We start from the raw sequence: 13,555 nt of genomic DNA on the forward strand, positions 1-13,555 counted from the left end.
CGGGCGGCCCCCGTTCAGGGTGAGGACCGCCCGTGTCCAGGGACAGCGGCTAGCGGACCGCCGCGCCGACCGACGGGCCCGGGGCGCCGACGGACGGGCTCGGGGAGCCGGCCGACGGGTCCGGGGCGCCGGCGGGCGTGGCCGGAACCGGACGGGAGCAGCCCTTCACCCCGGTCATCGTCGTCCCGCAGGCCGAGACCTTCGCCGGGTCCCCGGTCACCTCGACCATCGCGGTGTAGGCGGCGCCGTTCCGCTCGGCCCGCGCGGTGGCGCTGTGGCCGCCTGCGCTGAGGGTGGCCTGGTCGCCCGGCGCCGCCCGGCTTATCCGGGCCCACGCGGTGTGGCAGATCTTGCTGTAGCGGACCTCTATCACCGCGCGGCCCGCCCGTCCGCGGGACGGGGTGATGGCGTGCGTGCCGCCGCAGCCCATCTCCTCCGGGTCCTTGCCCACGCAGCCGGCGCCGGTGCAGCGCACCCCGGCCGGCATCACCTGCCTGGGGCTCGGCGCGGCGGCGGCCCGGGCCGCCGTCTTCTTGGGCGGGGCGGCGCCCGGGTTGAGCAGCAGTACGGCGGCGCCGGTCACCAGGGCCGCACCGGCCGCGCCGACGGCGTACATGATCGTCCGGCCGCGGCGGGTGCGCCGCTCCGGGCCGGGCTCCGGGGACGCCGCTGCGGCCGGGGAACTCCCGGCGACCGCCGCCCATTCGGGGAAGTCCGCGGCCGACGGGGCGTCCGTGCGGCGCTGTTGGGGCAGCTGTGCGGTCCGGGGCGCGTCCGTCTGCGCGGCCTTCCCGGCCTTGCCTGCCTTCGTGCCCCCGGCGGATCTGTCGCTCTTGGCCGGGCGTTCGGCGGCGGGCGGGTCGGTGTCCCAGCCCAGCGCGGCGCGGGCCTGGGCGACGCTGATCGCCTCCATCGTGACGTCGTGCCGCATCTCCGCACGGCTCCAGGCGCGTTCGGCCAGCTCCCACAGGGTGGTGAGGTGGGCGGAGGGCGCACCGGTCGCCTCGGCGAGCGCGACCACCGCGCGCAGCGGTGGCAGCAGCCGCCCGTTGAGATAGCGCTCCCAGGACGTTTTGCTGTAGCCCGTGGCGTCCGCGAGCGCGGCCACGCTCAGTCCTTTGCGGTCCACGAGCGTGCGCAGCTGTCCGGCGAACTCCCGCAGCTGCGGGTCCAGTTCCTCCGGAAGCTCCTTCCAGCGAGGCATTGCCTCCCCCTATCCCCCCGCTCACGTGCCCGAGCGCGGCCCCCCGGTCCGCCCTCCTTGCTCCCCGCGGGGAGGCTCCCGGTCAGGACGGCGCTCCCCTTTCACGGGCACACGGGAGCATGCGGGCATAGGTCACCCTCCGCACGCCCCGTGACCCCAGCAGTGTGGCATTTCCGTCGGAGTCTGGACGACTTCCGTACGAATCCTGACAAGAACCGGCCAGGATGGGGTCAAAATCGGCCGCGTTGAGGCATCATGCCGAGCGCTCTCCCCGGCCCGGCTCCGGACCGGGGCCCGCTCCGGCACCCCCTAGCGGACGGTGAAGTGGACGATGTCGTCCAGGAACGGGATGTGAATCCACGGCTTCGGCTGGACCATCAGCGACAGCATCACGATCACGAAGCCCAGCACCCCGTACGTCAGCATGTCCGTGAAGCGGGAGCGGACGGCCAGCATCCCCACCGACGGCAGCGCCCACCGCAGCACGGCCCCGGCCAGCAGGGAGAGCCCGATCATGATCGTCCCGATCCGGAACGCGTCGAGCGCCACCAGCAGCAGCCCGAACGCGACCCCGCCCATGACGCTGAGCAGCGGCCACTGCCGGGCGGGCGCGGGGTAGCCGCCCGCGGCCGCCCGGCCGCCGCCTTCCGGCCGGGAGGTGTCGCGGGTCAGCGTCGGGAAGCGGCGCGAGGAGCGCTGCGGCTCGGAGGCTCCATCCGAATGCGCTTCGGAACCCATGGCGGGCAGTCCCTTCCGGTCTCCGGATACGTCTGTCACAGACAAGGGTCGCAGCTCCCGCCCGGTCAGCCGGCCTGGCGCTCGGCGGCCTCGACCACATTGACCAGCAGCTGGGCGCGGGTCATCGGGCCGACACCGCCCGGGTTCGGGGCGACCCAGCCGGCCACCTCGGCGACGCCCGGGTGCACATCGCCGACGATCTTGCCGGCCTCGTCCCGGCTGACGCCGACGTCCAGGACGGCCGCGCCCGGCTTGACGTCCTCGGGCTTGATGATGTGCGGCACACCGGCGGCGGCGACGATGATGTCGGCCTGCTTGAGGTGCGCGGACAGGTCACGGGTGCCGGTGTGGCACTGGGTGACCGTGGCGTTCTCGGACTTGCGGGTGAGCACCAGCGGCATCGGGCGGCCGATGGTGATGCCGCGGCCGACGACGACCACGTGCGCGCCCTTGATCTCGACCTCGTGCCGCCGGAGCAGCTGCACGATGCCGTACGGGGTGCAGGGCAGCGGGCCCTCGATGCCGAGCACCAGCCGGCCCAGGCTCATCGGGTGCAGCCCGTCGGCGTCCTTGGCCGGATCCATCAGTTCCAGGACACGGTTGGCGTCGATGCCCTTGGGGAGCGGAAGTTGGACGATGTAGCCGGTGCAGGCCGGGTCCTCGTTCAGCTCGCGGACGACCGCCTCGATCTCCTCCTGGGTGGCGGTCTCCGGCAGCTCGCGCTGGATCGAGGCGATGCCGACCTGGGCGCAGTCGCGGTGCTTGCCGTTGACGTACCAGCGGCTTCCCGGGTCGTCGCCGACCAGGAGGGTGCCCAGGCCGGGCTGCACGCCCTTGGCCTTCAGGGCCTCGACACGGGTGGCGAGCTCGGACTTGATGGCGGCTGCGGTGGCCTTGCCATCCAGAATCTGGGCAGTCATACCCCCATCCTCCCGGATGAGGGGGGCCACCTTCCAATCAGGGCGCCCAAGGGTCTCGGTGGCCGGAATTGATCATTGCACTTGGACAACGTTGGAGGGCCTTGACTGGACAGAGTGAATGCGCAACTAGAAGGATTGACGCGCAGTGCCGCAGGCTGCGTCGGGGGGTGGCCAGTGAAACCTGTTTTTCCTCCGAGTCGTGCCGCGCCCGGTAAGAACACAACGGAGGAAAACAGCAGTGAGCTTTGGTGACCCGAACAACCCTTACGGTCAGCAGCCGCAGGCGCCGCAGGGCCCGTACGGCCAGCAGCCCCCGGTTCCGCAGCAGGGTCAGCCGGGCTACGGCTATCCCCAGCAGGCACCGCAGCAGCAGCCCTACGGCTACCCCCAGCAGCAGGCCGTCCCGCCGCAGCAGGCCTACGGCTACCCGCAGCAGGGCGCCCCTTACGGCCAGCCCGGCCCGCAGGGAATGGGCATGCCCACCGGCTACGCGAGCTGGGGTGCCCGGCTGGGCGCGTTCCTCCTCGACGGCCTGATCATCGCCGCGGTGCCGATCATCCTGTACATCATCGGCATCGTCATCGCGGCCGGCTCCGCCACGGTCACCCCGGACTACTCCAGCTGCTCGACGGGTGACTACACCTGCATGCAGAACGCGGCCAACGAGGCCACGGCGAGCAACACTCCGGTCGGCGCCATCATCCTGTCGGTCCTCGCGTGGCTGCTCATGATCGGCGGGACTTTCTTCCTCATCGCCAAGGAAGGCGCCTCCGGCCAGACCCCGGGCAAGAAGGTGATGGGTGTCAAGGTCATCAAGGAGACCACCGGCCAGCCCCTCGGCTTCGGCATGACCTTCGTGCGCTACCTCTGCCGCTACCTGAACGGCCTGCTGTGCGGCCTCGGCTGGCTGTGGCCGCTGTGGGACGACAAGAGCCAGACCTGGGCGGACAAGCTCGCCGGCACCGTGGTCGTGAGCGTCAAGTAACCCCGCTCCGGGCCGCACGGACGCCCTCAGCAGCCCTGGAAGGCCCCCTCGCAGCAGCGACCGGGGGCCTTCGCGGCTCCCGCCGATACCCTCTCAACTCGCTTGAAGGACACCGCTTGTGAGTTACCCGAACCAGAACCCCTACGGCCCCCCGCAGGGCCAGCAGCCCCAGCAGCCCCAGTACGGCTACCCCCAGCAGCCGCAGCCGCCGTCACCGTACGGCCCGTACCCGGGCGGGGGCGGGATGCCCGGCATGCAGCCGCAGTACCCGATGGTGATGCCGGGCGGGGTCAAGGCCGCCCGTGTGCTGCTGTTCGTGCTGTCCGGCCTCAACCTCATCGGCCTGGTCCTCGCCGTGGCAGGTCTGGGCGGCGTCAGCAAGGCCTCGCACGAGGCGTCGTCGTATGACGGTGAAACCAACCTCGACGCGTTGAATCTCGGCAAGGGCCTGCTGATCGCGGTGATCGTGGTCATCGTGATCTTCACCGCCACCGCGATCACGCTGGCCCTGCAGTTCGCCAACGGCGGCGGCGGGGTCCGGGTCGGCACCATCGTCTTCGGTGTCGCCAACATCATGCTGAGCCTGTTCACGTTCCCGATCGGCCTGGTGCACACGATCCTCGGCGTCCTGGTACTGGTCTTCGTCGCCAAGGACGAGGGCAACGCCTGGTTCAACCGGCCGCGTTACTGACCGCTCCGGACACCGACCGGACACAAGCGGCCGAGGGCCGCACTCCCCGCGCGGGAAGTGCGGCCCTCGGGGCGTTTCCGGCTCAGTGGAAGAAGTGCCGGGTGCCGGTGAAGTACATCGTCACGCCGGCCTTCTCGGCGGCCTCGACCACCAGCTCGTCGCGGACCGAACCACCGGGCTGGACCACGGCCTTGACGCCCGCGGCGGTCAGGATCTCCAGGCCGTCCGGGAACGGGAAGAACGCGTCCGAGGCGGCGTACGAGCCCTGTGCGCGCTCCTCGCCGGCCCGCTCGACCGCGAGCTTCGCCGAGTCGACGCGGTTGACCTGGCCCATGCCGACGCCGACCGAGGCGCCGTCCTTGGCGAGCAGGATCGCGTTGGACTTGACCGCGCGGCAGGCCCTCCAGGCGAACGCCAGCTCCGCGAGTTCGGCGGCGGACAGCGCCTCACCGGTGGCCAGCGTCCAGTTGGCCGGGGCGTCGCCCTCGGCCTGGAGCCGGTCGGTGACCTGCAGCAGCGCGCCGCCGTCAACGGGCTTGACCTCGACGGGGTTCGACGGCGCCTCGGGGCAGCGCAGCACACGGATGTTCTTCTTGCGGGCGAGGATCTCGACCGCGCCGTCCTCGTAGCCGGGGGCCACGATGACCTCGGTGAAGATGTCGGCGACCTGCTCGGCCATCGCCACGGAGACCGGGCGGTTGACGGCGATGACGCCGCCGAAGGCGGAGAGCGGGTCACAGGCGTGCGCCTTGCGGTGCGCCTCGGCGACATCCGCGCCGACCGCGATACCGCAGGGATTGGCGTGCTTGATGATCGCGACGCAGGGGTCGGTGTGGTCGTACGCGGCCCGGCGCGCGGCGTCGGTGTCCGTGTAGTTGTTGTACGACATCTCCTTGCCGTGCAGCTGCTCGGCCTCCGCGAGCCCGCCGCTGCCGTCCACGTACAGCGCGGCACCCTGGTGCGGGTTCTCGCCGTAGCGCAGGACGTTCTTGCGGGAGTAGGTCGCGCCGAGGAACTCGGGGAAGGTCGCGTCATCGGCGTAGCCGTCGACGAACCAGGAGGCGACGGCCACGTCGTACGCCGCGGTGTGCTGGAAGGCCTCCGCCGCCAGCTTCTTGCGCCCGGCCAGCTCGAAGCCGCCGTCGGCGACGGCCTTGAGGACCTCGCCGTAGTGGGCGGGGTTGACGACGACGGCCACCGACGGATGGTTCTTGGCGGCGGCGCGGACCATCGACGGTCCGCCGATGTCGATCTGCTCCACGCACTCGTCGGGGGTGGCGCCGGAGGCGACGGTCTCCCGGAACGGGTAGAGGTTGACGATCACCAGGTCGAACGGCTCGACGCCGAGCCCGGCCAGCTGCTGGCGGTGGTCCTCCAGGCGGAGGTCGGCCAGGATGCCGGCGTGCACCTTCGGGTGCAGGGTCTTGACCCGGCCGTCGAGGCACTCGGGGAAGCCCGTCAGCTCCTCGACCTTGGTGACCGGCACCCCGGCCGCAGCGATCTTCGCGGCCGTCGATCCGGTGGAGACGAGCTGGACGCCCGCCGCGTGCAGGCCCTGCGCCAGCTCCTCCAGCCCGGACTTGTCATAGACGCTGACCAGCGCGCGGCGGATGGGCCGCTTCGTACCTTCGGTGGCGGTCACGGGATACGTACCTTTCGTCCCTCAATGCGGTAGCCGTGCCGGGCCAGGTGCCCCACGACCTCGACGAGCAGCGATCGCTCGACTTCCTTGATGCGCTCATGCAGCGCGGATTCGTCGTCCTCGTCCCGGACCTCGACCACGCCCTGGGCGATGATCGGGCCGGTGTCGACACCGTCGTCGACGAAGTGGACGGTGCAGCCGGTGACCTTCGCGCCGTACGCGAGCGCGTCGCGTACGCCATGGGCACCGGGAAAGCTCGGCAGCAGCGCCGGGTGGGTGTTGACCGTGCGGCCGCCGAAGCGGGCGAGGAACTCCTTGCCCAGGATCTTCATGAAGCCGGCCGAGACCACCAGATCGGGCTCGTATGCCGCGGTCGCCTCGGTGAGCGCCGCGTCCCAGGCCGCGCGGCTGTCGTGGTCCTTGACCCGGCAGACGAACGTCGGGAGCCCGGCGGCCGCGGCGCGCTCCAGGCCCGCGATGGCGCCCCGGTCGGCGCCGACGGCCACGACCTCGGCCCCGTACACCTGCGGGCCCTGCGCGGCGATGGCGTCCAGCAGCGCCTGGAGGTTCGTCCCGGAACCGGAGACGAGGGCGACGATCCGGGCCGGGCGGCCGGGCGGGGCGGGCTGGACGGGGGGTGGGGAGGAAGCCACGGCGGGGCTCTTTTCCGATCTCGCGTGCTTTGTGTGGTCGTACAAGACTGCGGATACCGCAGATCCGGGGAACCCTACGAAGGCGCCGACCGTCAGCAACGATACCGGCACACCGCGCGGCCCCCACGGGACGGGGGCGGGCACGGGAGGTAGCGTCAGGCGTAAGACTGCATGCAGTTCGTGATAACCCGCGCGCGGCCGCCCAGGCACCCGCGCGGACGAGACAAGGGGAAGACACACTCCAGATGACGGACCGACGCCGCCGCGCGGCCCTCCTGCTTTTGCTGCCCGCCACCGCCCCCGGGGCGGTGCTGCTGCCGCGTGAGCGCATGTCGTCCTCGTCATCGGAGCCCACCGGCCCGGAGTCGCACGGCTCCGAGTCGGACAACCCCTTCGCGCCGCCGCCGGCCGGCACCCCCGACCAGGCCTGGCGCCCGCGCCACCCGGTACCGCACCGGTCCGCCGGGGACGGCGACGGCTCCTCCGACGGCGACGAGCAGCAGCCGTCGGACGAGCCGAGCTGGGGCAGCCAGTGGAGCCCGCGGCAGCCGGGCCGGCAGAGCGGCGGTTTCGGCAACCGCCCCGGCGGCCGCAACGGCCAGCAGGGCGGCCCCGGTGGTCCCGGCGGCCCCGGCGGCCTGCGCTGGGACCCCACCGACCCGGCCCAGCGCCGGGCGCGCTATGCGCTGCTGGCCGGTATGTGGTCGTTCTTCTTCGTGCTCTTCAGCCTGCCCGAGGTCGCGCTGCTGCTGAGTGCGCTGGCGATCTACTGGGGCATCAGCGCGCTGCGGGCCAAGGCGGCACCCGCGAAGGCCTCCGCCGCGGCGACCACCGCCGCCATGGAGGGCCGCCCCGCGCCCGACGACCGGTCCGGCCAGGCCGACCGCCCCGGCACCCCGAGCGCGCCGGGCTCCACCCGGCCGCAGGTCACCTCGGCGATCGCGGGGCTGGTAACCGCGTCGCTGGCGCTGATGATGGTCGCCGCGACCTTCACCGTCCAGCTCGTCTACCGCGACTACTTCACCTGCGTGAACGACGCCCTGACGCAGTCGGCCGGCAAGTCCTGCGAGAACCTGCTCCCCAAGGAGCTGCGGCCGCTGCTGAGCACGCGGGAGTAGTGGAGGGCGGTACCGAGGAGCGCTTCAGGGGCGTGGCGGGAGCGGCCCGTCAGGTGTCCGCGTCCTGGCCGGGCGTACGGTCCGCCGTGCCCCCTCCGGGGGCGGCCGCACCACAGCGGACAGCGGTGCGGCCGTCGGGCGGGTTCACGCGGTCGCGGTCTTCGGTGCTGTCGGTGCTGTCGGTGCTGTCGCCTTCGTCGCTGTCGTCGCTGTCGACGGTGATGCCGTCGGCGTCCTGTGTGGCGTCGTCCCGCGTGGCGCCCTCCGTCGCAGCGTCCCCGGCCTTCGTGCCCGCCGGCTCGCGCGGGCCCGCCGCCGGCCGGCCCACCTCCGGCCGGGCCCCCTCCTGCCGGTCCTGCCCGCCCGCCTCGGCCTCCCGTCGCCGGGCGCGCTTCCACCAGACGCGGAGCGCGAGGGCGGCGGGGATGCCGGTCAGGGCGGTCCAGACGGCTGCCGCCAGGCCGGTGGCCCACCAGCTCGGGCCGAAGGCGGCGAGCGCGCCGGTGCCCAGTGCACCGCCGGCCAGGCCCGCGAGCACCGCCATCAGCACCCCGCAGACAACGGCCCCCAAGGCCGCCACACAAGTCGTCGCCCACCAGGACCAGGGCGCGCCCGGTGTGCTCGGCGTGGTCGCGGAACGGGCCACCTGGCGGGCGAGCAGCACCCCCGCCACCACGGGCACCACCGCCACCGCCCAGGTCAGCGGGTTTCCCGGGCCGGCGTCCGGCAGCCCGCCGAGCAGCGGGAGCTGCGGCAGTACGGGATGTGCCGAGGTGGCCAGCGGGGCGACCGTGCTGTCCGCGCCGACCGTGAACCCCGGGCCCAGGGCGTAGGCGGCGCCCCAGACGGCCGCGTTCGGGAGCAGGGCCAGACACAGCAGCAGCACCGTGGCCCGGCCCGCCCAGTCGGGGGCCAGCTGGAGGAGGTCGTCGCGTACCCGGCCGGCGTGCAGGCCCAGCGAGAGCAGGGTGAGCAGGCCGCCGGCGGCGAGCAGCGCACCGAGGGCGGCGCCGGCCGCCCGGCACACGGCGCCCCGTCGGGCGGTGGCGCCCCGGGAGCCGCCCAGGAAGACCCGCAGCCGGTGCGGTGCCCTCGACCTGGCTTGCAGGACCCGGGCGGGCAGCAGCTCGGTGCCGGGGTGGCGGAGCAGGCGCCAGGCCGTGCCGCCGAGGATGGCCGCCGTGGTCACCGGTACGCACAGCAGCACGCTGAGCGGCTCGGCGCGCAGCCGCCCGCCCGACGCGTACAGCAGCGCAGCGACCACGATCAGCAGATAGCCGCTGAGCAGCGCACCGAGCAGGGTGCGCGGGGCGACCGTCGCGGCGGGGGACGCGGTCGAGGTGGGCGGGCCGTCGGGCGCGGTGGCCAGGGCGTGCCGGGCGGCCCGGTGGAGCAGGCAGACCGGGAGGACGGCAAGCAGCAGCGGGGTCACGGCGACCGGGACATCGGCGTGGGCGGCGGTGCGTAGGAGGTCGCCGCCGTGCGCCAGCAGCCACAGGTCGGCGGCGAAATGCAGCGCCCCGGAGGGGTCGCTGTCGGGGTCCGGCGAGGCGACCCAGAGCAGCAGCACGGCGACCGTCAGCGCGCCGAGGCCGAGGCCGGCGGCCGTCACACCGCCGAGGAAGGCGGCGCCGATCGCGGAGGAGCGCTGTGCGGCGGTCCGCCCGTGCGACGACAACGTAGGGCCACGATCGGTGAACTGGCTCACGCCGCCATGCTGCCAACAAGACCGCTTTCCGCCATGTACTGGCGAAATGCCCGACGTGTCGCGCTGCGTCGGTGATGCGGGTTTTCCACACTGCTCTGTATGACGCAGCGCGAGCAGGCCACCACCGCCTTCGACGATCTCCACGCCCGGCACGCGGCGGCGCTGACGCGGCAGGCGTACCTGCTCACCGGGCGCCCGCGGCTGGCCCGGCGGGCGGTGGAGCGGGGGTTCCGGCTGGCCTGGCAGCGCTGGCCGGAGGTCGCGGTGGACCCCGATCCGGTGGGGTGGGTGCGGGCGGCGGTGTACGAGTACGCGTTGACGCCGTGGCACCGGCTGTGTCCCGCGCTGCGGCCCGCCCGCGTACCGGACGAGCCGTCAGGGACCACCCGGCCGTCGGAGGACGGCGCACTGTCGGCAGCCCTGCTGAGCCTGCCCGCCCCCCACCGGCGTGCGCTGCTGCTGCACGACGAAGTCGGGCTGGGGCCGGCCGGGACCGCGGCCGAGATCGAGGCGAGCGCCCCGGCCACGGCGGCGCGGCTGCGGCACGCACGCGAGCGGATCGCAGCGCTGCTGCCGGAGCTGGGGCTCGCCGGGCAGTCGCCGGAGCGGCAGGGCGAGATCCTGCGGGCCCGGCTCGCCGTGCTGCCGGGCCCCCCGGAAGAGGAGCCGCCCACCGCAGCGCACGTACGCAGCGGCAGCGAGCGCAGCGTCCGGCGGACCACCCGGGCGGCCTTCGGGGCGGCCGGGCTGTTCGCGCTGGTGACCCTGGTGACGATGGCCTTCACGCCGGACCACTACACCCCGCGGGCGCAGCGGCCGTCGGCCACCGTCCCGCGCACCGAAGTGGCCCCGCCCCGGCACCAGGACGCGGACGACGAGGATGCCCAGCGGGAGGCAGCCCGGGAACGCAGAGAAGCGGCCCGGGAGCAGCGGGACGCGGCGCGGGAGCGGAGAGACTCCGCGCGGGAGGAGGGCAACGCGGCCGTACGGAAGCGGCTCCGGCAGGCCCGTCTGGCCCCGGACCTCCGCTGATCCGTACGGCACAGCCCGCGCGGAACGGGCGCGGGCCCGCACCCCGAAGGGTACGGGCCCGCGCACGGTGCGCTGCGCCGCCGGACGCGTCCGGCGGCACGGAGCCGGGAATCAGCCGCCGAGGATCTCGCGGGCGAGCCGCGCGGTCTCGGACGGGGTCTTGCCGACCTTGACGCCGGCGGCCTCCAGGGCCTCCTTCTTCGCCTGGGCGGTGCCGGAGGAGCCGGAGACGATGGCGCCGGCGTGGCCCATGGTCTTGCCCTCGGGCGCGGTGAAGCCCGCGACGTAGCCGACGACCGGCTTGGAGACATTGGCCTTGATGAAGTCGGCCGCACGCTCCTCGGCGTCGCCGCCGATCTCGCCGATCATGACGATCAGGTCGGTGTCGGGGTCCGCCTCGAACGCCTGGAGGGCGTCGATGTGCGTGGTGCCGATGACCGGGTCGCCACCGATGCCGACGGCCGAGGAGAAGCCGATGTCACGGAGCTCGTACATCATCTGGTAGGTCAGCGTGCCGGACTTCGACACCAGACCGATGCGGCCGGGCTTGGTGATGTCGCCCGGGATGATGCCGGCGTTGGACTGGCCGGGGGTGATCAGGCCGGGGCAGTTCGGGCCGATGATCCGGGTCTTGTTGCCCTTGGACTTCGCGTACGCCCAGAAGGCGGCGGAGTCGTGGACCGCGATGCCCTCGGTGATCACGACGGCCAGCGGGATCTCGGCGTCGATCGCCTCGACGACGGCGGCCTTGGCGAAGGCCGGCGGCACGAAGAGGACGGACACGTCGGCGCCGGTCTTCTCCATCGCCTCGGCGACCGAGCCGAAGACGGGTACCTCGGTGCCGTCGAAGTCGACGCTGGTACCGGCCTTGCGGGGGTTCACACCGCCGACGATGTTGGTGCCGTCACCGAGCATCAGCTTGGTGTGCTTCATGCCAGTGGCACCGGTCATGCCCTGGACGATGACCTTGCTTTCCTTGGTCAGGAAGATAGCCATGGTTGTTGTGTCCTCGTCCTTTACTTAGCAGCCAGCTCGGCGGCCTTGTCGGCCGCGCCGTCCATGGTGTCCACGCGCTGCACCAGCGGGTGGTTGGCCTTCGACAGGATCTCGCGGCCGAGCTCCGCGTTGTTGCCGTCGAGCCGCACGACCAGGGGCTTGTTGACGTCCTCGCCCTTGGACTTGAGCAGCTCCAGGGCCTGGACGATGCCGTTGGCGACCTCGTCACAGGCGGTGATGCCACCGAAGACGTTGACGAAGACGGACTTGACGTCCGGGTCGCCGAGGATGATCTCCAGGCCGTTCGCCATGACCTCGGCGGAGGCGCCGCCACCGATGTCGAGGAAGTTGGCGGGCTTGACGTTGTTGTGCTTCTCGCCGGCGTAGGCGACGACGTCCAGGGTGCTCATGACGAGACCCGCACCGTTGCCGATGATGCCGACCTGGCCGTCGAGCTTGACGTAGTTCAGGCCCTTGGCCTTGGCCGCGGCCTCGAGCGGGTTGGCCGCGTCCTTGTCCTCCAGCGCCTCGTGCTCCGGCTGACGGAACTCGGCGTTGGCGTCCAGGGAGACCTTGCCGTCGAGGGCGATGACCTCGCCGCTGGCGACCTTGGCCAGGGGGTTGACCTCGACGAGGAGCGCGTCCTCGGCGATGAAGGTCTTCCACAGGGTGACGAGAACGTCGGCGACCTTGTCGGCGACCTCGGCCGGGAACTTCGCCGCGGCGACGATCTCCTGGGCCTTCTCCAGGGTGACGCCCTCGTTGGCGTCCACCGGGATCTTGGCGAGAGCCTCGGGCTTGGTGGCCGCGACCTCTTCGATGTCCATGCCGCCCTCGACGGAGGCCATGGCCAGGAAGGTGCGGTTGGTGCGGTCGAGGAGGTACGAGACGTAGTACTCCTCGGCGATCTCCGGCGCGGTCTCCGCCAGCATCACCTTGTGGACCGTGTGGCCCTTGATGTCCATACCGAGGATCTGGCCGGCCTTCTCGACCGCGTCCTGCGGGTCGGAGGCCAGCTTGACGCCGCCGGCCTTCCCTCGGCCACCCACCTTGACCTGCGCCTTGACGACCGACCGGCCGCCGAGCCGCTCGGTCACCTCGCGCGCCGCCTCAGGCGTGTCGATGACTTCACCGGCCAGCACCGGTACACCGTGCTTGGCGAAGAGGTCCCTCGCCTGGTACTCGAACAGGTCCACGCGCGTCCGTCCCTTGTCTTCTCAGAATCGCCGTAGTGATCGCGGTTCGTTCGACTGCGATGGGCGTGCCGCGAAGGGCAACGTGACGGCGCTGTCACTGAGGGAGGCGTACACGGTGACCGAATACGCGGCATGTCCGTCCGGCAGGTTATCGCCGCTGGACCTGAGGCCCTAAATCGCAGATCACACTCCAGCGGTGATTACCATCACAGATCTTTTGGCCAAGTTACGCCTCCGTGGGATTTCCGCATGTTGTCGGGCGGTTTTTCACCGGAGTGAGGACTTATGCGGCGAAGACGCCCACCCGGCCCCGTCCGGCCGCCCGCACCGTTGCCACTCGCCGTGCGCTTCCGCGTCGCACAAGGTTCGCGAACTCCTCCCGCCGCGCCCCGGTGCGCCCCGCCGCCCGCGATTCCGGCTCCGGGCCACCGGGAATCCGTGGGGAAGAAACGGCGACGGTCGCGCACAAGAACTCCATGGGCGGTGCAGAACCCCACGGGCGGTGTCCGGAATGACCTCTTGACCCTTCAACTCCCGCCTGCGAAAACTGTGTTGAGCACTTACGCATACTCACGCACCAGGAGTCACGCCAGGCGTCACGGCCTTCGGACCCGGTGCCTGATCCCGTGCGGTTCGGTCGGCGGATCGGCCGGCGGACCGCTCTGTACCGGG

12 protein-coding genes are annotated in these 13,555 nt (G+C 72.3%); 4 read left to right on the forward strand and 8 right to left on the reverse strand.

Annotation, left to right across the window (positions count from 1 at the left end):
* Positions 1-49: 49 nt before the first annotated feature.
* The 3 genes from ACFW5B_RS20115 to ACFW5B_RS20125 all read right to left on the reverse strand — a co-directional run bounded on the left by ACFW5B_RS20115 (position 50) and on the right by ACFW5B_RS20125 (position 2,862).
* Positions 50-1,204, reverse strand: coding sequence for a helix-turn-helix domain-containing protein (locus ACFW5B_RS20115; protein WP_386440992.1), 1,155 nt, complete (start codon positions 1,202-1,204; stop codon positions 50-52).
* Between the two features lie 309 nt (positions 1,205-1,513).
* Positions 1,514-1,942 (reverse strand): DUF3017 domain-containing protein, encoded by a 429-nt coding sequence (locus ACFW5B_RS20120; protein WP_386440995.1) that lies wholly within the window; start codon positions 1,940-1,942, stop codon positions 1,514-1,516.
* A gap of 65 nt (positions 1,943-2,007) precedes the next feature.
* Positions 2,008-2,862 (reverse strand): bifunctional methylenetetrahydrofolate dehydrogenase/methenyltetrahydrofolate cyclohydrolase, encoded by an 855-nt coding sequence (locus ACFW5B_RS20125; protein WP_386440998.1) that lies wholly within the window; start codon positions 2,860-2,862, stop codon positions 2,008-2,010.
* A 238-nt stretch (positions 2,863-3,100) separates the two neighbouring features.
* Between ACFW5B_RS20125 and ACFW5B_RS20130 the strand changes: the two genes are divergently transcribed.
* Both ACFW5B_RS20130 and ACFW5B_RS20135 read left to right on the forward strand, forming a co-directional pair.
* Positions 3,101-3,847: an RDD family protein gene (locus tag ACFW5B_RS20130; RefSeq protein ID WP_386441001.1), complete on the forward strand. Its 747-nt coding sequence runs from the start codon at positions 3,101-3,103 to the stop codon at positions 3,845-3,847.
* A 118-nt stretch (positions 3,848-3,965) separates the two neighbouring features.
* Complete coding sequence (locus tag ACFW5B_RS20135) at positions 3,966-4,538, forward strand: hypothetical protein (protein WP_386441004.1); 573 nt, start codon at positions 3,966-3,968, stop codon at positions 4,536-4,538.
* A gap of 82 nt (positions 4,539-4,620) precedes the next feature.
* On the opposite strand, the gene purH is transcribed toward ACFW5B_RS20135, so the two are convergent.
* Positions 4,621-6,180: a bifunctional phosphoribosylaminoimidazolecarboxamide formyltransferase/IMP cyclohydrolase gene (purH, locus tag ACFW5B_RS20140; protein WP_386441007.1), complete on the reverse strand. Its 1,560-nt coding sequence runs from the start codon at positions 6,178-6,180 to the stop codon at positions 4,621-4,623.
* Complete coding sequence (gene purN / locus ACFW5B_RS20145) at positions 6,177-6,833, reverse strand: phosphoribosylglycinamide formyltransferase (protein WP_386441010.1); 657 nt, start codon at positions 6,831-6,833, stop codon at positions 6,177-6,179. The genes purH and purN overlap by 4 nt, the downstream gene beginning before the upstream one ends.
* Before the next feature lie 245 nt (positions 6,834-7,078).
* Here purN and ACFW5B_RS20150 point away from each other — a divergent pair, with 245 nt between their 5' ends.
* Positions 7,079-7,951, forward strand: a complete 873-nt coding sequence (locus tag ACFW5B_RS20150; protein WP_386441013.1) for a hypothetical protein — start codon at positions 7,079-7,081, stop codon at positions 7,949-7,951.
* A 49-nt stretch (positions 7,952-8,000) separates the two neighbouring features.
* Here the strand turns inward: ACFW5B_RS20150 and ACFW5B_RS20155 are convergent, their stop codons facing one another.
* A complete protein-coding gene (locus tag ACFW5B_RS20155; protein WP_386441016.1) occupies positions 8,001-9,659 on the reverse strand; it encodes a DUF6350 family protein in 1,659 nt (552 codons plus the stop codon).
* A 99-nt stretch (positions 9,660-9,758) separates the two neighbouring features.
* Here ACFW5B_RS20155 and ACFW5B_RS20160 point away from each other — a divergent pair, with 99 nt between their 5' ends.
* On the forward strand, positions 9,759-10,691 hold the full coding sequence (locus ACFW5B_RS20160; protein WP_386441019.1) for a hypothetical protein: 933 nt from the start codon (positions 9,759-9,761) through the stop codon (positions 10,689-10,691).
* A 111-nt stretch (positions 10,692-10,802) separates the two neighbouring features.
* On the opposite strand, the gene sucD is transcribed toward ACFW5B_RS20160, so the two are convergent.
* On the reverse strand, positions 10,803-11,687 hold the full coding sequence (sucD, locus tag ACFW5B_RS20165) for a succinate--CoA ligase subunit alpha (protein ID WP_386441022.1): 885 nt from the start codon (positions 11,685-11,687) through the stop codon (positions 10,803-10,805).
* Positions 11,688-11,707: 20 nt separating this feature from the next.
* The gene (gene sucC / locus ACFW5B_RS20170; protein ID WP_386441025.1) at positions 11,708-12,883 is read right to left on the reverse strand and encodes an ADP-forming succinate--CoA ligase subunit beta; all 1,176 of its coding nucleotides are present in this window, start codon (positions 12,881-12,883) and stop codon (positions 11,708-11,710) included.
* Between the last annotated feature and the right edge of the window lie 672 nt (positions 12,884-13,555).

The organism is Streptomyces sp. NPDC058773 (assembly GCF_042746015.1).
Taxonomy (GTDB): Bacteria; Actinomycetota; Actinomycetes; order Streptomycetales; family Streptomycetaceae; genus Streptomyces.

Bases quoted from the DNA above. Each gene is read 5' to 3' on its own strand.
- ACFW5B_RS20115 (WP_386440992.1), bottom strand. From the start codon at position 1,204: ATGCCTCGCTGGAAGGAGCTTCCGGAGGAACTGGACCCGCAGCTGCGG.
- ACFW5B_RS20120 (WP_386440995.1), bottom strand. From the start codon at position 1,942: ATGGGTTCCGAAGCGCATTCGGATGGAGCCTCCGAGCCGCAGCGCTCC.
- ACFW5B_RS20125 (WP_386440998.1), bottom strand. From the start codon at position 2,862: ATGACTGCCCAGATTCTGGATGGCAAGGCCACCGCAGCCGCCATCAAG.
- ACFW5B_RS20150 (WP_386441013.1), top strand. From the start codon at position 7,079: ATGACGGACCGACGCCGCCGCGCGGCCCTCCTGCTTTTGCTGCCCGCC.
- ACFW5B_RS20160 (WP_386441019.1), top strand. From the start codon at position 9,759: ATGACGCAGCGCGAGCAGGCCACCACCGCCTTCGACGATCTCCACGCC.
- sucD (WP_386441022.1), bottom strand. From the start codon at position 11,687: ATGGCTATCTTCCTGACCAAGGAAAGCAAGGTCATCGTCCAGGGCATG.